19 protein-coding genes are annotated in these 20,879 nt (G+C 68.5%); 7 read left to right on the forward strand and 12 right to left on the reverse strand.

Features of this window, described 5'->3' with window-relative positions; genetic code table 11:
- Positions 1–49 precede the first annotated feature (49 nt).
- The 5 genes from U4Y88_RS37155 to lpxK all read right to left on the reverse strand — a co-directional run bounded on the left by U4Y88_RS37155 (position 50) and on the right by lpxK (position 3,968).
- Positions 50–808 (reverse strand): 3-hydroxyacyl-CoA dehydrogenase, encoded by a 759-nt coding sequence (locus U4Y88_RS37155; RefSeq protein WP_321790009.1) that lies wholly within the window; start codon positions 806–808, stop codon positions 50–52.
- Positions 809–979: 171 nt separating this feature from the next.
- Positions 980–1,642: an adenylate kinase gene (adk, locus tag U4Y88_RS37160; protein WP_224016270.1), complete on the reverse strand. Its 663-nt coding sequence runs from the start codon at positions 1,640–1,642 to the stop codon at positions 980–982.
- 302 nt (positions 1,643–1,944) lie between these two features.
- Complete coding sequence (gene kdsB, locus U4Y88_RS37165) at positions 1,945–2,745, reverse strand: 3-deoxy-manno-octulosonate cytidylyltransferase (RefSeq protein ID WP_310630441.1); 801 nt, start codon at positions 2,743–2,745, stop codon at positions 1,945–1,947.
- 1 nt (position 2,746) lies between these two features.
- Entirely contained in the window at positions 2,747–2,941 is a 195-nt protein-coding gene (locus tag U4Y88_RS37170) for a Trm112 family protein (protein WP_065065227.1), read from the reverse strand.
- Positions 2,922–3,968, reverse strand: coding sequence for a tetraacyldisaccharide 4'-kinase (lpxK, locus tag U4Y88_RS37175; RefSeq protein WP_224016265.1), 1,047 nt, complete (start codon positions 3,966–3,968; stop codon positions 2,922–2,924). Before lpxK ends, U4Y88_RS37170 begins: the two co-directional genes overlap by 20 nt.
- Before the next feature lie 703 nt (positions 3,969–4,671).
- On the opposite strand from lpxK, the gene xseA reads away from it, so the two are divergent.
- Both xseA and sodB read left to right on the forward strand, forming a co-directional pair.
- Positions 4,672–6,042, forward strand: coding sequence for an exodeoxyribonuclease VII large subunit (gene xseA, locus U4Y88_RS37180; RefSeq protein ID WP_321790011.1), 1,371 nt, complete (start codon positions 4,672–4,674; stop codon positions 6,040–6,042).
- Positions 6,043–6,455: 413 nt separating this feature from the next.
- Positions 6,456–7,034, forward strand: coding sequence for a superoxide dismutase (gene sodB, locus U4Y88_RS37185; RefSeq protein WP_224016259.1), 579 nt, complete (start codon positions 6,456–6,458; stop codon positions 7,032–7,034).
- Positions 7,035–7,174: 140 nt separating this feature from the next.
- Here sodB and U4Y88_RS37190 read toward each other — a convergent pair whose 3' ends face one another.
- Positions 7,175–7,756, reverse strand: a complete 582-nt coding sequence (locus tag U4Y88_RS37190) for an isochorismatase family protein (RefSeq protein ID WP_310630437.1) — start codon at positions 7,754–7,756, stop codon at positions 7,175–7,177.
- 50 nt (positions 7,757–7,806) lie between these two features.
- Between U4Y88_RS37190 and U4Y88_RS37195 the strand changes: the two genes are divergently transcribed.
- Entirely contained in the window at positions 7,807–8,436 is a 630-nt protein-coding gene (locus tag U4Y88_RS37195) for a TetR/AcrR family transcriptional regulator (protein WP_224016255.1), read from the forward strand.
- Between the two features lie 13 nt (positions 8,437–8,449).
- Here the strand turns inward: U4Y88_RS37195 and clpP are convergent, their stop codons facing one another.
- Positions 8,450–9,094 (reverse strand): ATP-dependent Clp endopeptidase proteolytic subunit ClpP, encoded by a 645-nt coding sequence (gene clpP / locus U4Y88_RS37200; protein ID WP_321790012.1) that lies wholly within the window; start codon positions 9,092–9,094, stop codon positions 8,450–8,452.
- Between clpP and U4Y88_RS37205 the strand changes: the two genes are divergently transcribed.
- Positions 9,093–10,388: a sigma-70 family RNA polymerase sigma factor gene (locus U4Y88_RS37205; protein WP_321790014.1), complete on the forward strand. Its 1,296-nt coding sequence runs from the start codon at positions 9,093–9,095 to the stop codon at positions 10,386–10,388. The two genes, clpP and U4Y88_RS37205, sit on opposite strands and share 2 nt — an antisense overlap.
- Before the next feature lie 18 nt (positions 10,389–10,406).
- Here the strand turns inward: U4Y88_RS37205 and U4Y88_RS37210 are convergent, their stop codons facing one another.
- The 3 genes from U4Y88_RS37210 to U4Y88_RS37220 form a co-directional block, all read right to left on the reverse strand.
- Entirely contained in the window at positions 10,407–11,681 is a 1,275-nt protein-coding gene (locus tag U4Y88_RS37210; RefSeq protein WP_224016242.1) for an EAL domain-containing protein, read from the reverse strand.
- A gap of 364 nt (positions 11,682–12,045) precedes the next feature.
- Positions 12,046–13,497 carry a multidrug transporter subunit MdtD gene (gene mdtD / locus U4Y88_RS37215; protein WP_224016239.1) on the reverse strand — a complete coding sequence of 484 codons (1,452 nt, stop codon included), beginning with the start codon at positions 13,495–13,497 and terminating at the stop codon, positions 12,046–12,048.
- Positions 13,498–13,594: 97 nt separating this feature from the next.
- A complete protein-coding gene (locus tag U4Y88_RS37220; protein WP_321790016.1) occupies positions 13,595–15,046 on the reverse strand; it encodes a PLP-dependent aminotransferase family protein in 1,452 nt (483 codons plus the stop codon).
- 215 nt (positions 15,047–15,261) lie between these two features.
- On the opposite strand from U4Y88_RS37220, the gene U4Y88_RS37225 reads away from it, so the two are divergent.
- A complete protein-coding gene (locus tag U4Y88_RS37225; RefSeq protein ID WP_310630433.1) occupies positions 15,262–15,651 on the forward strand; it encodes a DUF2917 domain-containing protein in 390 nt (129 codons plus the stop codon).
- A 31-nt stretch (positions 15,652–15,682) separates the two neighbouring features.
- Here the strand turns inward: U4Y88_RS37225 and U4Y88_RS37230 are convergent, their stop codons facing one another.
- A complete protein-coding gene (locus U4Y88_RS37230) occupies positions 15,683–16,978 on the reverse strand; it encodes a citrate synthase family protein (protein ID WP_321790018.1) in 1,296 nt (431 codons plus the stop codon).
- A 143-nt stretch (positions 16,979–17,121) separates the two neighbouring features.
- Between U4Y88_RS37230 and U4Y88_RS37235 the strand changes: the two genes are divergently transcribed.
- Positions 17,122–18,597 (forward strand): CoA transferase, encoded by a 1,476-nt coding sequence (locus tag U4Y88_RS37235; protein WP_321790020.1) that lies wholly within the window; start codon positions 17,122–17,124, stop codon positions 18,595–18,597.
- A gap of 65 nt (positions 18,598–18,662) precedes the next feature.
- Here U4Y88_RS37235 and U4Y88_RS37240 read toward each other — a convergent pair whose 3' ends face one another.
- Positions 18,663–19,409: a GntR family transcriptional regulator gene (locus U4Y88_RS37240; protein ID WP_074986242.1), complete on the reverse strand. Its 747-nt coding sequence runs from the start codon at positions 19,407–19,409 to the stop codon at positions 18,663–18,665.
- A 167-nt stretch (positions 19,410–19,576) separates the two neighbouring features.
- On the opposite strand from U4Y88_RS37240, the gene U4Y88_RS37245 reads away from it, so the two are divergent.
- The gene (locus U4Y88_RS37245; protein ID WP_321790022.1) at positions 19,577–20,434 is read left to right on the forward strand and encodes an aldo/keto reductase; all 858 of its coding nucleotides are present in this window, start codon (positions 19,577–19,579) and stop codon (positions 20,432–20,434) included.
- Positions 20,435–20,879 lie beyond the last annotated feature (445 nt).

Genomic DNA, 20,879 nt, shown 5'->3' on the forward strand with positions numbered 1-20,879 from the left:
TTCGCGGGCTTTTTTTACTTCGGCGTGTAAAAACAATCGCCGGTCAATGTCACTTCGGCTGCATGCGGATCGCGCCGTCGAGGCGGATCACTTCGCCGTTGAGCATCGGGTTTTCGACGATCTGCTTGACCAGCATGGCGTACTCGTCGGGTTTGCCGAGGCGCGGCGGGAACGGCACCATCGCGCCGAGCGCGTCCTGCACGTCCTGGGGCATGCCGAGCAGCATCGGCGTTTCGAAGATGCCGGGGGCGATCGTCATCACGCGGATGCCGCTGCGCGACAGGTCGCGCGCGACTGGCAGCGTCAGGGCGACCACGCCGCCTTTCGAGGCCGCATAGGCCGCCTGGCCGATCTGGCCGTCGTAGGCCGCCACGGAAGCCGTGTTGACGATCACGCCGCGCTCGCCGCCCGCGCTGGGCGCGGTCTGCGCGATCGCGGCGGCCGCGAGACGGATCATGTTGAAGGTGCCGATCAGATTGACCGAGATGGTCTTGCTGAATGCGTCGAGCGGATGCGGGCCGTCCTTGCCGACGGTCTTGATGGCGGGCGCGATGCCCGCGCAATTGACGAGGCCGCGCAGCGTGCCGAGCGCGGTGGCCGCGGCCACGGCTTTCGCGCCGTCTTCCTCGCTCGCGACGTTGCATTTGACGAACGTGCCGCCGAGTTCTTTCGCGAGCGCTTCGCCTGCTTCCTCGTTGAGGTCGGCGAGCGCGACCTTGCCGCCTTCCGCTGCGATCAGGCGTGCAGTGGCCGCACCGAGGCCCGAAGCGCCGCCGGTGATCAGGAATACGTTGTCGCGGATTTGCATGTGTCTGCCTCCAGGCTGCTCGATCTGAGATCGATGTTTTCTTCGATGATTGTTATGTGCGGGCCAGCCCGCGACTCATCGGCGAAAACGTGCAGAGGAGGAGAGAGGGCCGGCCAGAGGGGAGGCCGGCTTGCGCCGGGCCTCGCCCGGCATGGCCGGCAAGGGACGTTCTTACTTCAGTGCGTCGAACACGCGGTTGCGGATTTCGTCGACGCTGCCCAGACCCGAGATCGCGCGGTACTGCGGCGCCTTCAGGCCGTTTTCTTCACCGCGCTGCGCCCATTCGCTGTAGTAGGCGATCAGCGGCTTGGTTTGCGCCGTGTACACGTCGAGACGCTTGCGCACGGTTTCTTCCTTGTCGTCGTCGCGCTGCACGAGCGGCTCGCCGGTGACGTCGTCGAGCATGTCCTGCTTCGGCGGGTTGAACTTCGTGTGGTACGTGCGGCCCGATGCCGGGTGCATGCGGCGGCCGCTCATGCGCACGATGATCTCGTCGAACGGCACGTCGATCTCGAGCACGTAGTCGATCGCGACGCCGGCCTGCTTCATGGCTTCGGCTTGCGGCAGCGTGCGCGGGAAACCGTCGAACAGATAACCGTTCTTGCAGTCGTCTTCCTTCAGGCGTTCCTTCACGAGATTGATGATGAGCTCGTCGGTGACGAGTTCGCCCGCATCCATGAAACGCTTCGCTTCGAGGCCGAGCGGCGTGCCCGCTTTCACGGCGGCGCGCAGCATGTCGCCCGTCGAGATCTGCGGAATGCCGAACTGTTCCTTGATGAAGTTTGCCTGGGTTCCCTTGCCCGCGCCGGGGGCGCCCAACAGGATCAAACGCATTTCCAATTTCTCCGATCTGTGTGAATTCTTGCGGCGCGGCGGCTGCCCTCGTGGGCGGCGTCGGCGGCGTCGTGCGTCTCCTTCCGTTTGCTCGCGCCGTGCTCGCCGGTCACGCTAGCGTGGCCGGTGCCTGCGGGGTGACGCCGGATCCCGCGCGGCAACGTGCCCGGAACCCAACCGGGGACGGCGCTGCGGGGGGAGGCAGCAAAGGAAGAAAAGCGGGCAAACCCGCATGCACAAAGGCTTAGACGGCTCGCGCAAACAATTGATTATGCCACGGGTTTTTCGGACTACGACCGTTATTAAGGTCGGAATAACGCCTGTACACGGGCGAGGTCGGCGGGCGTGTCGACACCCGGCGCGGGCGCCTCGGGCGTCACGCGCACCGCGATGCGCTCGCCGTGCCACATCGCGCGCAACTGTTCGAGCGACTCCACCTGCTCGATCGGCGAGTGCGCGAGCGTGGGGTAGGTGCGCAGGAATTTCGCGCGATACGCGTACAGGCCGATATGCCGATAAACCGTTGCCGGTGCAGGCGGGGCGGGCATTGCGGCCAGATCGAGACGGGCCGGCGACCAGTGCGGCTGCCAGGCGTCGCGGGCCCAGGGAATGGGCGCGCGCGAGAAGTAGAGCGCCACGCCGCGCGCGTCGAGCACGACCTTCACGACGTTAGGGCTGAAGATTTCGTCGGGTGCCGTGATCGGGTGTGCCGCGGTGGCGATCGCGCAGTCCGGGTGGGCGGCCAGGTGCGACGCCACGTCGCAGACCAATTGCGGGTCGATCAGCGGCTCATCGCCCTGAACATTGACCACGATCGTCTCGTCGCTCCAGCCAAAGTGCTCGGCGACTTCCGCGAGGCGGTCGGTGCCCGAGGGATGGTCGGCACGCGTGAGCACGGCTTCGAAGCCATGTTCGCGCGCGGCGTCGAGCACCGTCTGGGCGTCGGAGGCGATCAGCACCTGCTGCGCGCCGGCCGCGCGGGCGCGCTCGGCCACGCGCACGACCATGGGTTTGCCGCCGATGTCGGCGAGCGGCTTGTTCGGCAGTCGCGTGGACGCGAGCCGCGCCGGCACGACGGCGATGAAGGGTTGCGCGGCGCTCATGTCAGGCCGCGTTCGGATCGACGGGCGTGCCTTCGACGGTCTGGCGCGCCTCGTCCACGAGCATGACGGGGATGCCGTCGCGGATCGGATAGGCGAGCTTGTCGGCGCTGCAGATCAGTTCCTGCGCGGCGCGATCGTAGCTGAGCGGGCCCTTGCAGATCGGGCAGACCAGGATTTCAAGCAGACGAGCGTCCACGGAGTTTCTCCACAACCAGGGTAATAAGACGATGATCGAGCGCGGCTTCGACGGGGACGACCCAGATGCGCGCGTCGTTCCAGGCCCCCAATTTTACTGCATCCTTTTCGGTGACCAGGATCGCGTCGGCGGCGACGTCGGCGAACGGGTTCGTCGCGTAATCGTAATGATCGGGCAGCGGCAGCGTGTGCGGCGCGAGACCGGCCGCGCGCAGCGTCGCGAAAAAGCGCTCGGGCGAGCCGATGCCGGCCGCCGCGACGAGGCGCAGCGGCGGCTGGCCGGCCACCTGCGCGAATTGCGCGAGCGGGCGGCGCAGGCCGGGATTCGCCAGATGCCAGGCTTCGCCGGGTTCGAGCTTGAGTGCGAAGGTGTCGGGCCAGTCGGGCAGCGCGCGCGCGAACGGATTGTTGACGAGCGTGGCGTCGCGATGGCGCGAGAGCGGTTCGCGCAGCGGTCCGGCGGGCAGCAGGAAACCGTTGCCGCCGAGCCGATGGTCGAACACCACGAGTTCGAAGTCGCGCGCGAGGCGGTAGTGCTGCAGGCCGTCGTCGCTGACGATCACGTCGACGTCGGGGTGCGCGGCGCACAGTGCCTGCGCGGCGCCGACGCGGTTCGGCGACACCCACACCGGCACGCCGGTGCGGCGCGCGATCAGCAGCGGTTCGTCGCCGCAGGCGCGTGCGGGCGTGTCGGCGGTCACGGGCGTCGGACGGTCGATTTTCGCGCCGTAACCGCGCGACACCACGCCGGGCGTGTAGCCGGCGGCGCGCAGCGCCTCGACGAGCGCGATCACCGTGGGCGTTTTGCCGGTGCCGCCCACCGTCACGTTGCCGACCACCACGACCGGCACGCCCACGCGCACGGTCTTGAGCCAGCCGGCGGCGAAGGCCGCGCGGCGCGCGCCGCTGACGGCGGCGAACACGGCGGCCAGCGGCGTAAGCGCCCAGGCGAGCGCGCCGCGGCGTTGCCAGGCTTGCGCGAGATCCGTCTCGACGCGTGCCTTCAGATCGGCGAGCGGGCCGCTCATGAGCGCGGCTGGCGCGACGTGCGCGACAAGCGCAAGCGGCACGACAGGCAGATGAACGAGGCTGGCATCGGGGCGGATCTCCGGTTCGGCGCGAGCGCGTAAAACGGGGCGCCCGACGGGAAAAAATGCAAAACGGCGACGGCGCGGCCGTGACGCGGCGCGCGGCGGACAGCGCGTGATCGCGCCGCAATGCGCCGCAATCGGCCGCAACACGCCCAGGCGGGTCGCCGTGAACCCGGCACTCTAGCGCGGGACGCCGCCGCGCGGCAAGTTGGACGGCCGCCGGGCCTGCCGCCGCGCGGGCTTGCACGGCGTGCAAAACCGCCTCATCGGCCCTTCATCGCGCGGCTGTGGATAACTTTGTGGAGAAATGGCCTGCGCGCGCCCGCAAAGGCCCGTTCGACGGCCATCTCATCGGTACCGGCTGATATTTGTTGGATAAAAAATCTATCAAAATCAATGGGATAGATCAAATTATTGCGGCTTTCACAGGCCTCGCGGCGACCAGGCCGCATGACAGCGCCAATGTGGACACTTCGCAGCCCTTGCGCGCTGGGAGCGTTTCCTGCTGGACTGCAGCACCCGTCACGGTCTATCGTCTGTCCCGCCGGCCCGCTCGACGGGCCTCGATGCGCGCGAGCGCGCGCCGGGGCCGCCCAGCGGCTATCCTTGCCGTTCAGTTGTCGCCTTATCACACCCCCGCATGCTATCCGACCGCTTTTCCTCCGCTCCGGGCGGCGACGTCGTCGTCCCGGTTTCGGCGCTCAACCGCGCCATCGGCGCCATGCTCGAGCGCTCGTTTCCGCTCGCCTGGATCTCGGGCGAAGTGTCGAACTTCACGCGCGCCGCGAGCGGCCACTGGTACTTCTCGATCAAGGACGCGCAGGCGCAGATTCGCTGCGTGATGTTCCGCGGCCGCGCGCAGTACGCCGAATTCACGCCGCGCGAGGGCGACCGCATCGAGGTGCGCGCGCTCGTCACGATGTATGAGCCGCGCGGCGAGCTGCAACTGAACGTCGAGGCGGTCCGCCGCACGGGGCAGGGGCGGCTCTACGAAGCCTTCCTGCGCCTGAAGGCGCAACTCGAAGCCGAAGGTCTCTTCGATGCGGAGCGCAAGCGCGAGTTGCCCACGCATCCGCGCGCAATCGGTGTGATTACGTCGATGCAGGCCGCCGCGCTGCGCGACGTGCTCACCACGCTGTGCCGCCGCGCGCCGCACGTGCCCGTGATCGTCTATCCGGCGCCGGTGCAGGGCGCGGGATCGGCGGAAAAACTCACGGCGATGCTCGAAACCGCGAACGCGCGCAACGAAGTCGATGTCATCGTGCTGTGTCGAGGCGGCGGGTCGATCGAGGATCTCTGGTCGTTCAACGACGAAACGCTCGCGCGCGCCATCGCCGCGAGCGAGATTCCGGTGGTGAGCGGCGTGGGTCACGAAACCGATTTCACGATCGCCGATTTCGCCGCCGACGTGCGCGCGCCCACGCCCACGGCCGCCGCCGAACTCGTGAGCCCGCAGCGCGTGCTGCTGCTGCGCGAACTCGATCAGCGTCACGCCACGCTCGCGCGCGGCTTCGGCCGTCTGATGGAGCGCCGCGCGCAGCAGCTCGACTGGCTCGCGCGGCGTCTCGTGTCGCCGGGCGATCGGCTCGCGCAGCAGCGCACGCATCTGCGCCAGTTGTCGATCCGGCTCGCTTCGGCGGGCTCGCGCGCGACGGCGCAGGCGCGCGCGAGTTTCAACGTCGTGCAGATGCGCTGGCAGCGCACGCGCCCCGATCCGGCCGCGCATCGCGCGCATCTCGACGGGCTCGCGCGCCGTCTCGACGGTGCCTTCGTACGCGAGCGTGAGCGGGCGTCGGCGCGCGTGTCGGAACTCGCGGCGCGGCTCGAAGTGCTGAGCCCGCAGCGCACGCTGGAGCGCGGCTACGCGGCGCTGCTCGACGCGCAAACAGGCGCGGCCGTGCTCGCGCCCGCTGCGCTCAAGCCGGGCAAGCGGCTCACCGTGCATCTCGCGCAGGGCAGCGCCGATGTCGCGCTCGCCGATGTGCAGCCGCGTCTTTCCGAAGGTTTCTGAACGAACCACGCGGAATCGTCGGTGCTTGATCGGTGCTTGATCGACGAGATCGACGCGATCGAATTGATCGGATGGATCTGACACGCACGCGCCGCAAAGGCCAGGCGCGCTGCTTGCGCGAAGCGTGCAGGCCGACGCCTGCGCTTCGCGCAAGGTCGTGAAAGTCCACGAGGTGATGTCGCGACGATTCACGCCAGGCGAACCGAAGCCTGCGCCGCGGACGCCGCGCCGGCATCGTTCGCGCTGCCGCAACGTCATGTTCGTGCGTGCGCGAAAGCCCTTGAAAGCCTTGTGCAGCCGATGTTCGGCATAATGTCCGCTCGTTTGCGGGGTTATTCCAACTCGCCTACAATCGAGTGCTCCATGCCGGTTATTACGCAGAACTCCCCATAACACGACGAAGGAACCGCATCATGTCATTTACGCTCCCGCCGCTGCCGTTCGCGAAGAACGCCCTCGCTCCGACCATGTCGGAAGAGACGCTTGAATACCACTACGGCAAGCATCACCAGGCTTACGTCACGAACCTGAACAACCTGATCCCGGGCACCGAGTTCGAAAAGCTCTCGCTCGAAGAGATCGTCAAGAAGTCGTCGGGCGGCGTGTTCAACAACGCGGCTCAGATCTGGAATCACACGTTCTTCTGGAACAGCCTGTCGCCCCAGGGCGGCGGCGCACCGTCGGGCGCGCTCGGCGACGCGATCAACGCGAAGTGGGGTTCCTACGACGCGTTCAAGGAAGCCTTCACGAAGGCTGCAGTCGGTAACTTCGGTTCGGGCTGGACGTGGCTCGTGAAGAAGGCTGACGGCTCGCTCGACATCGTGTCGACCAGCAACGCCGCTACGCCGCTCACGACCGACGCTACGGCGCTGATCACGATCGACGTCTGGGAACACGCTTACTACATCGATTACCGCAACGCACGTCCGAAGTTCGTCGAAGCGTTCTGGAACATCGTGAACTGGGACTTCGCAGCGAAGAACTTCGCTTAAGGCTCACGCCCCCAGGTCCGTTCTCGCGCCGTTCGCACAGAACGGCACAGAAAAAAAGCCCTCGATTCGCATCGAGGGCTTTTTTGTTTGCGCGTGTGCTTAACGTCGGTGACGTACGTGACGTGTGACCGTATCGGGCCTTATGCGCCCGTGATCGCGGCGACGGTTTCCTGCGTCGTGCGCACGTGGCCCATGAAGCCGAACAGCTTCTCGAACGAGAAGTGGTGCATTGCTTCGTTCAGACCCGACGTGGCGTCTTCGACGAACACGAGCTTGAAGCCCTGATCGAAGGCCGCGCGCGCGGTGGACTCGACGCCGAAGTTGGTGGCGATGCCGCCCAGCACGATCGTGTCGATGCCGCGGCGGCGCAGCTGCTGTTCGAGGTTGGTGCCGTGGAACGCGCCCCATTGGCGCTTGGCGATCACCACGTCGCCGTCCTGCTGGCCGATTTCGGGCACGAGTTCGGAGGCGATGGCGGGTGCGGGCGGCGTGCCCGGCTTGTGCATCGGGTTGTCGGCGGGCAGGGCCAGCAGTTCGTTGAGCAGCACGTGGACCCAGACCACGGTGCCGCCTTGCGCGCGCAGCGCGTCGGCGAGGGTCTTGGCTTTTTCGACCACCTGCGCGCCGCTATGGGGCGCGACCGGGCGGCTCACGATGCCGTGCTGGAGATCGATCATCACGAGCGCAGTCTTGCGCGGATCGAGAGAAAGGGCTTGCGTCATGGGACACCATTATGTGAGGATGGGCTCACATATAATACACGAATATGAGGATGGCCTCAGATATGGCGGAAGACGCGAAAAAAGAAGGGACGCGGCGCGTGCCGCGTCAGGAGCGCGCGGCGCGCACCGTGGATGCGCTGCTCGAAGCGGCGGCCGACGCGTTCGCCGAGCGCGGTTTCGAGGCGGCCACCATGACGCAGATCGCGCAGCAGGCCGGCGTGTCGATCGGCGCGGCGTATCAGTACTTTCCGAACAAGGAAGCGCTCGCGCTCGCCTTGCGCCTGCATTACGGCGACGACATGGACGCGCGCTGGACCGCGCTGATCGAGGAGCAGGCCGAAGCGAAATTGCCGCTCGCACAACTGGCCGAGCGCCTGTTCGACATGATGGTCGATCTGATGACCTCGTATCCGGCCTATCTGCCGCTGCTGTCGGTGCCGCTCGGTTTTCGGCGCGACGACGCGGCGCGCAACAAGCTGCGTCAGCGTTTTGCCGGGCTGTTCCGGCGCTATAACGCGGATCTGTCGTCGGACGAGGCGTATCGCATCGCCGAAGTCATGTTGCAGGTCATCAAGAGCCTCAATCCGCTTTACGCGGCGGCCAAACCCAAGGACCGCAAGCTGCTGGTCGCGGAATACAAAGGCGTGATCGCCGCGTGGCTCGCGCAGCGGCTGGCCTGACGCCGAGATTCGATCAGCGCGGCAACTGCTCGTCGCGCGACGCGATCACGCGGTCGATCAAGCCATATTCCGCAGCCGCGTGCGCCGACATGAAATTGTCGCGGTCAGTGTCGCGTTCGATCTGCGCGAGTTCGCGGCCCGTGTTCGTGGCAAGCATGGCGTTGAGCCGCTCGCGCTGAAAAATCACCTCGCGTGCCTGCAATTCGATATCGGAGGCCGTGCCTTGTCCGCCTCCTGAAGGCTGGTGGATCATGATGCGGGCGTTCGGGAGTGCGAAGCGTTTTCCATGCGCGCCCGCCGCGAGCAAAAACGAGCCCATGCTGGCGGCGAAACCCGTGCAGAGCGTGGAAACGTCGGGCTTGATGAACTGCATCGTGTCGTAGATCGCCATGCCGTCGTAGACCGAGCCGCCCGGCGAGTTGATATAGAGGCTGATGTCCTTCTCGGGATGCTCGGCTTCGAGAAACAGCAGTTGCGCGACGACCACGCTCGCGCTCTGCTCGTTCACCGGCCCGACGAGAAACACGATGCGTTCGCGCAGCAGGCGCGAATAGATGTCGTAGGCGCGCTCGCCGCGGCTCGACGTTTCGATGACCGTCGGCACGAGATTGAGCGCGCGCGGCGCGATTGCTGCAAGATGCGTATCGATGGGCTGCATGGAAATCCTCGCGGAAAGAGTGGACCGGCGCGGTGCTTCCCGTGGAGGCGCGCCGTTGCCCACAAGACGCGCATCGCGAACCGCGCGTGACGAGGATTTTTTTGCGCGCGGCTGTCACATCGGCGCGCGGCCGTTCGTCTGGAGGTCGGGAAGCGCGGCGAAGCCGGCGCGTGAAGGAGCGAAGCGAATGACGCAGATGAGCGACGAAATCAGCGACGAAGCATGCGTAGAAGTGCGTGCGGAAATACGCGCCGTATCAAACGATGCGGCGCAAGGCGCGGCGATCGGCGAAACCTGGGACGAGTCCCGCCGCGCGGGCGTATTTGCGAAAGAGCGCGCGCGTTTACTGGCGCTGGCCACGCGCGTGCTCGGCAGCCGCGCGGAGGCCGAGGACGTGGTGCAGGACGCCTGGTTCCGCTGGCGCGACGGCGACGCCGCGGCGGTCCGCACGCCGCAGGCGTGGCTCGCGACCGTCACGGTGCGCCTTGCGATCGACCGGCTGCGCAAGCTGCGCCGCGAGAGCGCGGGCGAGCGCGACGCGGCCTGGCTCGCGCCGTGGCTCGGCGACACCGCGCCGTCGGCCGAGGAAACCGGGCTGCGCGCGGCGCAACTCTCGGACGGCCTGCTGCTGATGCTCGACCGTCTCGGGCCGCTGGAGCAGGCGGTGTTCGTGCTGCGCGAGGCGTTCGATTGCGATTACGCGGAGATCGCGGCGCTCACCGGCTGCGCGTCCGCGCATTGCCGCCAGATCGTGCATCGGGCGCGCGTGCGGCTCGCGCGCGAGCAGGCGCCGCAATCCGCGCCCGCCGACGCGGCGCGTCATGCGTTCGCGGTCGAGCGCTTGCGTGAGGTGTTGCACGCGCAGGACCGCGCGGGCTTGCTCGATCTGCTCGGTGTGACCGCGACGGCGCTCACGCAGGCTGGCGAAGCAACGCAGCTTCGCGCGCTGCACGCCGAAACGCTCGTGCTCGATGGCGCGGCGGGCGTCGCGCTGGTTGCGCACGACGGCGCGCTGGCGGCGTGGCTGCAGGTGCGGGCGGACGAGGATGGAGGTGCCGCGCCGGTCGTGTGCGTCGCGGGGCAGGATCGGCATGGGCCGACGTTCAGCGCGGCCAATCACGCTTTCCGGATTTACGGCGAGCAGGCCGTTCAAACGCTGCTGGCGCGCTTCAAGGCGAACGATGCCGCGCTGCAAGCCAGCATGCGCGCGGCGCAAACCCTCGCCGCAGCCTCATCGTCAGCATCGTCGCAAGACGGGCCGACGCTGATCGCGCGCCCGCTCGCCTTCGCCTGAACTTCGCCTGACCTTCGCCTAGCCGCGCAGCGCGGCGGCTTCCCAGTTGATGTCGACGCAGAGCACCTGCAAGCCTTGCGCCGTTTGCGCGGCGACCGAGGCGGTCACGCACAGGTGCGCCTCGTTGATCGAGAGATAGGGCGGCGTGAACTGCACGCTGCCCGGCGCCTTCATCGCGGCGATGAAGTAGGGACGGCGCTCCCAGCTCGCGCCTTCCGAATGCAGCAGCGGACGGAAGCGCTTCGCGCGCTGCGAGGTGCGGCCGTCGGGCAGCACGTTGTCGCCGATCTGGCGGCCCGACGCGTCCAGCAGGAAGCAGCGCGCCGTCTCGCCGAGACCGAGCAGCGGCAGCGTGGCGTCGTTCATGTTCGCGTTCGCTGCAAGCTGGCTCGCGGCCGCCTGCAGCGCGCTCACATACGGCGCGAGGCGCGCCGATTGCGCCCGCTCGCGCGCGCTCACGCGCTCGCGCAGACGTGCCGAAAGATCGTCCATCAGACGCGCCGCCGTGGCAGGCGGCACGGGTTCGACGTCGGGCCGCGCGAAGTACGCGCCCTGCACGAAATCGGCATTGCTTTCCAGCGCGATCAGCGCGTCGCGCTCGGTCGAGAGTCCGCCCACGAGCACGAGCTGGCCCGACTCGTGCAGCATCGACACCAGCCCCGGCAGCACGCGTTCGATGTGCGCGTGGCGGCTCGCCTGCGCGAGCAGGCTGCGGTCGAGCGTGACGATGTCGGGACGTAGCTGCCAGACGCGGTCGATGTTCGAATGCTTGGCGCCGAAGCCGTCGAGCGCGATCACGAAACCGGCCTTGCGCAGCCCGTCGATGATCTCCGCGAAACGCGAGTTCTCGCCGCCCGCCTGTTCCGACACTTCCAGCACCACGCGCTGCGGCTGCAGCCCGAGCGCCTTGATGCCGGCGAGCAGGGCGTCGCCGTAGCTCGTGTCCATCAGCGCGGCGGGGTGCAGGCTCAGAAACAGCCACTCGTCGTGCGAATCGAAGGCGTTGAAGTTGCCCAGATGCAGCGATTCCGCGAGCCGGCCCAGTTCGAGCAGATCGCCGCGGCGCGCCGCCTGCGTGAACACTTCCTGCGACGGCACCTGCTGGCCGTGCTCGTCGTGCGCGCGCAGCGACGCGTGATAGCCGATCGCGCGGCGGTGGGCGACCGAAAACACCGGCTGGAACACGCTGAACACGGTGTATCCGCCGTAAAGCACGGTGCGGCGTGCGCCTTCTTCGCCCGCGACGGGACGCGACTGATAGCCGGGGGGATCGAGGTCGATCATGCTGGTCATAGGCCTGGGTGACGCGCGCCATGGCCGGCACAGGACCGCGCGCGCGAACGTCAAGTTTACATTACAGGATAGCCGTGCAAAAAGTATGCGAGTCCCGACACACAGCGGGTCGGGCCATGCGCACGGGATATCGGCGTTTTCGGGATGGCGGGTGAGGGCGTCGCGCGGACCGGGAAGGCACTGGCGACGCGCTTTCGCGGCCTTTGCGCGCACCGCGCGGGGCGCGCCGTGCACCGGGCTGGTGCGCGGCGGGCGCGTGGGTTTGCTGGATGGTTTTCGTCGATGGCGTTCGGGCGGGCGCACGTGTGGCGGTGCGTCGATCAGCCGCCGCTCATTCGCTCTTCACTCGCCCTTCATCCGCCGCCTACGTGCGCTCGGACGGATCGGTTTTTTTCGCGGCGTGACGCACGTCGTCGGAGAGCTGGCCGAAGATCCACGACGAGGCCGCCGTGATGATGCCCACGCAGACGAACGTCGCATGGAAGGCCGGAATCACGTTCGACGCGGTCATATGCGCGATCAGTCCCGTGAAGGTCGTGAGCAGCGCGCCCGCGACCGTCACGCCGAGACTCATCGAGAGCATCTGCACGAGCGAAAAGAGGCTGTTGCCGCTGCTCGCGCCGCCCATGCCGAGGTCCTTGAGCGTGAGCGTGTTCATCGCGGTGAACTGCATCGAATTGACGGCGCCGAACACGGCCAGTTGAACGAGGCGCAGCCAGAGCGGCTCGTGCGGCGTCGAGAGCGCGAAGCTCGCCATCATCAGGCCGACCAGCACCGTGTTGATCACCAGCACGCGGCGGTAGCCGTAGCGCGTGATCAGGTAGGTGACGAGGCGCTTCGAGAACATGCCCGCCGCCGCGACCGGCAGCATCATCAGGCCCGCCTCGAACGGCGTGTAGCCGAGCGCAACCTGGAGCAGCAGCGGAATCAGATACGGCATCGCGCCGCTGCCGATGCGCGCGAACAGGTTGCCGAGCAGCCCCACGCTGAAGGTGTGGATCTTGAACAGTTCGAGCGAAAAGATCGGCCGCGGCGAGCGCTGCGCGTGCAGCCCGTAGGCCACGAAGGCGGCCAGCGAGACGATCAGCAGCACCAGCACGGTCGCTTGCGGAATGCCCAGTTCGGAGCGGCCGTCGAGCGCGAACGAGATCGTCACCATGCCGGCGACCAGCAGCAGGTAGCCGGGCAGGTCGAACTTCGGCGTGTCGGCGTTGCGGCTGTCGGGCATGAAGATGAAGGTGAACAGGCAGCCCACGATGCCCACCGGCACGTTGATCAGGAAGATCCAGTGCCACGAGGCGATCTGCACGAGCCAGCCGCCGAGCGTCGGGCCGATCAGCGGACCGATCAGGCCCGGGATCGCCACGAACGAGAGCGCGGGCAGATAGCGTTCGGCGGGAAACGTGCGCAGCACGGCGAGGCGTCCGACCGGCAGTAGCATCGCGCCGCCCACGCCCTGCGCGATGCGCGAGAGCACGAGCTGGTTCAGCGTGTGGGCGCTCGCGCACAGCAGCGAGCCGATCGTGAACACGAAGATCGCGCCCATGAACACGCGGCGCGTGCCGAGCTTGTCCGCGAGCCAGCCGGAGACGGGGATCATCACCGCCATCGTCAGCGAGTACGCGATCACGACCGACTGCATGCGCAAGGGCAGTTCGCCGAGGCTTTCGGCCATCGCGGGCAGCGCCGTGTTGACGATGGTCGAGTCGAGCGTCTGCATGAAGAAGCCGGTGGCGACGAGCCACAGCATCACGGAGAGCTTGCGGGCGGAAGGCGTGGAAGGCGAAGCGGAAGCGGCGTTGGAAGTGTCGGACATGGGCGAAGGCGCACGCGCTGGCGGTGTCTGGCAGCCGCCATTGTAGAGAAGGTGGCGCGGCGGCGCGCGTAGGGAGGGCGCGGGCGCGGCTTCGCGACTAGGCGTCGAGCCGCGCCGCCGCCGCGAAAAACGCCTGCGCGCGCGGATCGAGCGCGAACGCCGCGTTGATGCGCAGCCACGGACACGGCTCGCCGTGCGGACGGAAGTGGCTGCCCGCCGAGACGCTCACGCCGAACGCCTCGGCGCAGGCCGCGAGCCGCGCGGAGTCGTCGATATGCGGCACGCGCGACCACAGGAACTTGCCGCCCGTCTGCGTGTGCGCGAGTCCGGCCGCTTGAGCGGCGCGCGTGGCGGACGGCCCCGTGAACAGTTCCCAGCCATGTTCCTCGAGCGTGCGCGTGCCCGCGCCGAGCGCTTCGGCGAGCCGCCGGCGCAGCCGCTCCAGATACTTGCGGTACGCGCCGCGTTCGAGCAGCGTCGCCGCCACGGCCTGGGTGAAGCGCGAGCCGCTGATGCTCGTGAGCGCCTTGATCGACGCGAGGTCGCGCACCACGGCGGCGTTCGCGACCACGTAGCCCACGCGCAGCGAGGACGACAGCGTCTTCGACAGCCCGCCCACGTAGATCACGCGCTCGAACTGGTCGAGCGCGGCGAGCCGGTCGGTGGGATCGGCCTGGAAATCGGCGTAGATATCGTCTTCGACGATGCTGAAGCCGTGCTCGCGCGCGAGTTGCAGCACGCGGAACGCGACCGGCGGCGAGATCGTCGTGCCGGTCGGATTGTGGAACACGGTGTTGATGAAGAACGCGCGCGGCCGATGCTGCGCGAGCATCGCGTGCAGATGGTCGATATCGGGTCCGTTCGCCGTGCGCGTGATGCCGACGAGCCGCACGCCGTGCAGCTTCAGCAGTCCGTAGAGGTTGTAGTAGCCGGGATCTTCGACGAACACTGTGTCGCCGGGCTTGAGCAGATAGCGCATCAGCAGGTCGATGCCTTCGCTCGCGCCTTCGGTGATGAGGATCTGCTGGGTGTCGGCGGCGATGCCCAGCGGCGCGAGGCGGTTGCGCAGATGCTCGCGCAGCGTGGCGTCGCCGAGCGGCGGGCCGTAATCGACGAGACTCGACGGATCGGTGCGCGAGACGTGGCGGATCGCCTGGCCGATCGCGTCGATATCGCGCCACGCTTGCGGCACCGAACCGCTGTCGAGCTGCAGCGTCTCGCCCGGCAGATTCAGCTGCGCGAGCAGGTGGCCCGATTCCTCGGCGGCATTCGAGAGATCGCAGGAACCGAGCCCGTCGAGACCGAGCCGCGCGTGCTCGCTCACATAGAAGCCCGATCCTTGTCGCGAGTCGAGAAAGCCGAGCGAGACGAGCCGGTCGTAGGCCTCGATCACGGGAAAGCGGCTGATGCGGCAGTCGGCGGCGAGCTGGCGGATCGACGGCAGGCGCGCGCCCGGATGCGCCGAGCGCGAGCGGATCCACGTTTGCACGCCGGCGACGATCTGCTCGGTGAGCGGGACGTCGCTGGCGCGGTCGAGTTCGAGTTTCATGGCGGTCTGCGCGCAAGTGTCCGGTTTTTCCACTGCACAGTTCCGCGTGAACTGTTCGGAACTGTACATGGGTTGGCGGGATGCCGAGGGCAATAATGCTCCAACCGGGCAGGCGCTTCAAGACGTTTCGCAGTCTTGAGGGAACGCGAAATTCGCGATGTTTCGCGACGATGCGCGCCACGCCCGAAGCCAAAACGCACGCAAGGAGCACGGCAATGCGCGAAATCCGAATTTTCGAACTGGAGCACGGCGAGCCCGCCGAAAGCTGGCGGCTCGCGCAGGCGATGCAGTTGCAGGTGAGCGAGGGCGAACTCTGGCTCACGATAGGCGGCGACGCCGACGATTACTGGCTGCGCGCGGGCGAGTCGATCAGCCTTGCGGCCGGCACGCGCGTGTGGCTCAGCGCGGGGCGCGAGGGCGCGCGATTCGTGCTGGCGCTCGGCGGCGCGTCGGCGCTGCGCGCGCCGCAGTGGCGGGGTGAGGGGGACGCAGCGCCGACGCACCCGGCGCATCTGGGCGAAACGCGCGGGCTGGCGGGTTTTGTCGCGCAGACGTTGCGTGCGCGCTCCGTGCGCTGGCCGTGGGGGACGCGCGCCGCGCAGTGAGCGGCGTTGCGCGTTGAGTTGATCTGACGTCTTACGCGTGCACGTGCTCGCCCACGTAGCGCGCACGCGGCCGGATCAAGCGGCCGTCGGCGTTCTGTTCGAGCGCGTGCGCGATCCATCCGGTCACGCGTCCTGCCGCGAACAGCGTGAACGCCGCGCCACGCGGCAGCGCCAGCACGCGCTCGATGGCCGCGAGCGCGTAATCGAGCGTGGGCCGCGCGCCCGTGGTTTCCATCACCGCTTGCGCGAGCAGGTCGACTTCCGCCATCGGCGAACGCGCGGGGGCGCGCTGCGCGAGCCAGTCGAGCAGCAGACGCGCGCGCGGATCGCCGTCCGGGTAAAGCGGATGCCCGAAGCCGGACAGCGACGGCGTCACGCCGTTCTCGTCGGGCGCGAGGCGCTGTGCGAGATAGCGATGCAGATCGTCCGCGTGCGCGGCCTCTTCGAACAGCGCCGCGACGCGCACGGTTTCGCCGCCGTGACGCGGCCCCGCGAGCGCCGCGAGCCCGCCGGTGGCCGCGCCGAACAGATGCGTGCCGGTCGAGGTGATGCAGCGCACCGTGAAGGTCGAGGCGTTCAGTTCGTGATCGGCGCAGAGCACCAGCGCCGCGCGCAGCAAGTCGGCCTGGTTGCGCGAACGCACGCCCCACGCATGCGCGATCTGCCGATGCAGCGGCTCGCCCGACGGCGCCGCCGAGACCAGTGCCGCCGCGAGCAGGCGCATGAGGACGGCGGCATTGTCGAGTTGCGCGTCGCGGCCCTGCGCCCAGATGCGCGGCATCTGCGCGGCGGCCGCGGGCAGCAGCACCAGCGCGCGTTCGAGCGGCGAGTGGCCGCTCCATAGCTTGAGCCACGCCGACCATTGCGCCGCCGCGATAGGCGCGGCGGGCGCGTCCTGCACGCGGCGCGGCGTGCATTCCCAGAGCAGCGCGGCGACCTCTTCGAGCGAGGCGTGGCGCGCCAGTTCGACGGCGTCCTGGCCGCGATAGAACAGCTTCCCGCCCGCGATCAGCGTGATCGACGATTCGAGCACCGGCACGCCCCAGTCCAGCACTTTCTGCGCGACCTTGCCCGCGCGCTTGCCGTCGGCCTTGCGGCGCGCGAGGCGGCGCACTTCGGCGGCGTCGTAGCGGCGCGCGGCGTGGCTGCGGCCGTTGGGCGCCGCGCTGCCGCTCGTGCCGTTCGCGTGGTTTGCGTGGTTCGCATCGGTTGCATCGTCGGTGGCAGGCGCGGAACTGAGCAGACCGCGGCTCACGTAGGCATAGAGCGTGGCGCGGCTGATGCCGAGTTCGGCGGCGGCCTCGGCCGCGGTCATATAGCTGGACATGGTGGCGAGCGTCGGGAAACCGGAAAAATCGATCTATGTTGATCATGATAATCAAGATTGATCGGTATGCGAGCGCGCTTTTACCCTTGCGCGTGTACCTCGTATCGTTCCCGTCAACGATTTCCCGCACAAGGACGCATGCCATGACGCCTCGCGACGCACTCGCCCATCTCTGGATGCTGGCTCACCCCGACGACGACAACGACAGGGGCGGCGCCGCGTCGGCGCTCGATCTCGTCGATATCGAAGGCGACGATCCGGGCTTGCCGTCGGTGTTCCGCGTCGGCACGCTGGCAGCGGCCACGATCGGCGCGGCGGGGCTGGCGGCGGCGCGTCTGCATGCGTTGCGCGGCGGTCCCGATCAGCGCGTGTCGATCGACGTGCGGCGCGCGCTCGCGGCGTTTCGCAGCGAGCGCTATCTGAGCGTAGATGGCGGCGCGCCCTTCGAATTGCGCCATCCCGTGACCGGCTACTTCGAGACGCGCGACGGCCGCTGGATTCAGCTACATGCAAATTTCGCGCATCACCTGCACGGCATCCTGCGCGTGCTCGGCTGCGGGGAATCGCGCGACGAGGTGGCGCGCGCGATCCGCAACGACTGGGACGGCGCGGCGCTCGACGCGGCGCTGGCCGAAGCGGGCCTGTGCGCCGCGCTCGTGCGCTCGCCGCGCGAATGGGCCGCGCACGAGCAGGCGCACGCGGTGGCGGACTTGCCGCTGTTCGAGATCGAGCGTATCGGCGATGCGGATGCCGATGACCGCGACGCCTTGCGGACCGTCGGCGCGCGTCCGCTCGACGGGATGCGCGTGCTCGACCTCACGCGCATCATCGCGGGGCCGGTGGCGGGCCGCACGCTCGCGCATCACGGCGCCGATGTGCTGCTGATCAACGGCCCGCATCTGCCCAACATCGCGCCGCTCGTGATCGACAACGGGCGCGGCAAGCGCTCGGCCACGCTCGATCTGCGCGACGCGGCGGGACGCGCGCAACTCCACGCGCTGGCGCGCGACGCCGATGTGTTCGTGCAGGGGTATCGTCCCGGCGCGCTTGCGGCGCACGGCTTCGCGCCCGAGGCGCTGGCGCGCGAGCGGCCCGGCATCGTCTGCGTGTCGATCTGCGCGTACTCGCATCGCGGACCGTGGCGCGAGCGGCGCGGCTTCGACAGCCTCGTGCAGTCGGCGAGCGGCATCGTCTGGAGCGAGAGCGTGGCGGCGGCGCGCGAGGCGGCGTCGTCATCGTCATCGTCATCGTCGGAACCTGCGCCGTTTGCCGCGCCGCGTCCGCTGCCGTGTCAGGCGCTCGATCACGCCACCGGCTATCTCGCCGCGTTCGCCGCGATGACCGCGCTCGCGCGCCGCGCGAAGGAGGGCGGCAGCTGGCACGTGCGCGTCTCGCTCGCGCAGACGGGCCGCTGGCTGCAAACGATGGGCACGCTCGACGACGGCCAGCGCGCGCCCGAGGTGAGCGCCGGCGACGTGGCGGATTGCATGGAAGAGAGGGACACGCCGTTCGGCCGCGTGCGCGCCGTGGCGCCCGCCGAGCGGCTCGAACGCACGCCCGCGTTCTACGCGCGGCCTTGCGTGCCGATCGGCACCGATGCGCCGCGCTGGACGGCGTGAACCGGCGTGAAGTCGCGTGGACCGGTGTCAAGCGGCCTGAATCGGCAGGTCGCGCGCCGCGCCGCTTACTTGCGCAGCTCCGCGACGAAGTCGTAGTAGTCGTTGCGGCAGTAGGTATCGGTCAGCTCGATGGCGCGCTGATCGGCGGTATAGCCCACGCGCGTGATCAGCAGCAGCGCTTCGTTCGGCGCGATGCTCATCTGCTGGGCGATTTCCTCGCTCGCGTTGACGGCGCGAAAGTGCTGCAACGCGCGGACGATCGCGAGGCCGCGCTGTTCGAGAAAGCTGTAGAGCGAGTCGCCGATCGCGTTCGGATCGGGGATCAGCGCGGCGGGGAAGGTGGAGTTCTCGACCGCCATGACGATGCCGTCCGCGAGACGCAGACGCTTGAGGCGCGTGACGGCGGCGGCGGGCGAGAGGCCGAGCTGGATCACCTCGTCGCGGCTCGCGGGCTGGATTTCGCGCGAGAGCCAGCGCGAGCTGGGCGTGAAGCCGCGCTGGCGCAGCATTTCGCTGAAGCTCGTGAGGCGCGAGAGCGGATCTTCGTAGCGCGGCGTGATGAAGCTGCCCGCGCCTTGCGTGCGGCGGATCAGCCCTTGCTCGACCAGCAGCGCGATGGCTTTGCGCGCGGTGATGCGCGAGACGCCGAGCGCGTCGGCGAGCACGCGTTCGGACGGCAGCGCCTCGCCGGCGTTCCAGCGATTCTCGTGGATCGCGTCGCTGAGCTTGCGCGCGAGTTGCAGATACAGCGGCGTGTCGTTGTCCGGGTCCGGGCGCAGGCCGCGCCAGCGGTCTTCCGTGGGAGCGTTCATGGGAGGCAGGCATGAAAGGCGAACGGCAATTTTATGACATAGGCGGCGCGGCGCGGTAATGCCGGAGTTACGCGTAGGCACATGCCCGTCGCGGCGCGCGGCGATACACTGGCGCTTCGCTGAACGTCACGCTGAATGCATAGCCTCGCATCGCAAAGAGAGAACACATGAGCACCGATATCGCCAGCATCGCGCTGCCCGGCGGCGAGCGCATCGCGAAGCTCGGTCAGGGCACGTGGGAAATGGGCGAGCGCGCATCGCGCCGCGCCGACGAGATCGCCGCGCTGCGCGAGGGCGTCGCGCTCGGCATGACGCTGATCGACACCGCCGAAATGTACGGCGACGGCGCGACCGAGGAGCTGGTCGGCGAAGCGCTGCAAGGGCTGCGCGACGAGGTGTTTCTCGTCAGCAAGGTTTATCCGCACAACGCCACGCACAACGCCAGCCGGCGGGGCGTGGAGCGCGCCTGCGAGGCGAGTCTCGCGCGGCTCGGCACCGACCGTATCGACCTGTATCTGCTGCACTGGCGCGGCGGCGTGCCGCTCGAGGAAACCGTCGAGGGCTTCGAGGCGCTCGTGCGCGCGGGCAAGATCCGCCACTGGGGCGTGAGCAATTTCGACGTCGACGATATGGAAGAACTCGTCGCGCTGCCCGGCGGCGCGGCGTGCGCGGCCAATCAGATTCTCTACAACGTCGCGCGGCGCGGGCCGGAGTTCGATCTGCTGCCGTGGAGTCTCGCGCGCGGCATGCCGGTGATGGCGTATAGCCCCGTCGATCACGCGCGTTTGCCGAAGCGCTCGCCGCTCGACGATATCGCGGCGGGGCATGGCGTGTCGGTGTGGCAGGTGGCGCTCGCGTGGGTCCTGCGCGCGAGCGGCGTCTGCGCGATTCCGAAGGCGGCGCGTATCGAGCACGTGCGCGAGAACCGCGCGGCGCTCGATCTGAAGCTCGGGGATGGCGATCTCGCCGCGCTCGACGCGTACTTCAAGCCGCCGCGCAGCAAGCGCGCGCTGGAGATGCTTTAACCAGGGCGAAGGGGAAGAGAAAGAAGACGACGAAGCCGGGCGCGGGGAGGGGAGCTGGCGGCGCAGCGCGCCACCAGCGGGTGAGGCCTCATGAAATGCGCGGCCGGGTCGCCAGCAGACACGCGCCATGCGCCGCTTCCGGCCACCGGCGGCGGCTCCCGGCCGGGGGACCGGAATACCGCCGCCGTTGCTGCCTGGAATGGCGCGACCGGCCGTCGCGCCAATTCGGGGTGGCTGCGGCGCTGTCTGCGCACCGCCGTGCGAGATCAATGACTGCCGCCGCCATGGCCGCCACCGTGTCCGCCGCCGTACCCGCCGCCCGGGCCGCCTGACGGTCCACCTTTGCCGAATCCGCCTCCGAATCCTCCGCCGAAACCGCCGCCAAAGCCGCCGCCGAAGCCGCCCGAAGGTCCGCCCGACGGTCCGCCGTGACCGCCGCTGCCGC

The organism is Paraburkholderia sp. J94 (genome assembly GCF_905220285.1).
Classification (GTDB): domain Bacteria; phylum Pseudomonadota; class Gammaproteobacteria; order Burkholderiales; family Burkholderiaceae; genus Paraburkholderia; species Paraburkholderia tropica_A.

Bases quoted from the DNA above. Each gene is read 5' to 3' on its own strand.
- U4Y88_RS37155 (WP_321790009.1), bottom strand. From the start codon at position 808: ATGCAAATCCGCGACAACGTATTCCTGATCACCGGCGGCGCTTCGGGC.
- adk (WP_224016270.1), bottom strand. From the start codon at position 1,642: ATGCGTTTGATCCTGTTGGGCGCCCCCGGCGCGGGCAAGGGAACCCAG.
- kdsB (WP_310630441.1), bottom strand. From the start codon at position 2,745: ATGAGCGCCGCGCAACCCTTCATCGCCGTCGTGCCGGCGCGGCTCGCG.
- lpxK (WP_224016265.1), bottom strand. From the start codon at position 3,968: ATGAGCGGCCCGCTCGCCGATCTGAAGGCACGCGTCGAGACGGATCTC.
- xseA (WP_321790011.1), top strand. From the start codon at position 4,672: ATGCTATCCGACCGCTTTTCCTCCGCTCCGGGCGGCGACGTCGTCGTC.
- sodB (WP_224016259.1), top strand. From the start codon at position 6,456: ATGTCATTTACGCTCCCGCCGCTGCCGTTCGCGAAGAACGCCCTCGCT.
- U4Y88_RS37190 (WP_310630437.1), bottom strand. From the start codon at position 7,756: ATGACGCAAGCCCTTTCTCTCGATCCGCGCAAGACTGCGCTCGTGATG.
- U4Y88_RS37195 (WP_224016255.1), top strand. From the start codon at position 7,807: ATGGCCTCAGATATGGCGGAAGACGCGAAAAAAGAAGGGACGCGGCGC.
- U4Y88_RS37205 (WP_321790014.1), top strand. From the start codon at position 9,093: ATGGAAATCCTCGCGGAAAGAGTGGACCGGCGCGGTGCTTCCCGTGGA.
- clpP (WP_321790012.1), bottom strand. From the start codon at position 9,094: ATGCAGCCCATCGATACGCATCTTGCAGCAATCGCGCCGCGCGCGCTC.
- U4Y88_RS37210 (WP_224016242.1), bottom strand. From the start codon at position 11,681: ATGACCAGCATGATCGACCTCGATCCCCCCGGCTATCAGTCGCGTCCC.
- mdtD (WP_224016239.1), bottom strand. From the start codon at position 13,497: ATGTCCGACACTTCCAACGCCGCTTCCGCTTCGCCTTCCACGCCTTCC.
- U4Y88_RS37220 (WP_321790016.1), bottom strand. From the start codon at position 15,046: ATGAAACTCGAACTCGACCGCGCCAGCGACGTCCCGCTCACCGAGCAG.
- U4Y88_RS37225 (WP_310630433.1), top strand. From the start codon at position 15,262: ATGCGCGAAATCCGAATTTTCGAACTGGAGCACGGCGAGCCCGCCGAA.
- U4Y88_RS37230 (WP_321790018.1), bottom strand. From the start codon at position 16,978: ATGTCCAGCTATATGACCGCGGCCGAGGCCGCCGCCGAACTCGGCATC.
- U4Y88_RS37235 (WP_321790020.1), top strand. From the start codon at position 17,122: ATGACGCCTCGCGACGCACTCGCCCATCTCTGGATGCTGGCTCACCCC.
- U4Y88_RS37240 (WP_074986242.1), bottom strand. From the start codon at position 19,409: ATGAACGCTCCCACGGAAGACCGCTGGCGCGGCCTGCGCCCGGACCCG.
- U4Y88_RS37245 (WP_321790022.1), top strand. From the start codon at position 19,577: ATGAGCACCGATATCGCCAGCATCGCGCTGCCCGGCGGCGAGCGCATC.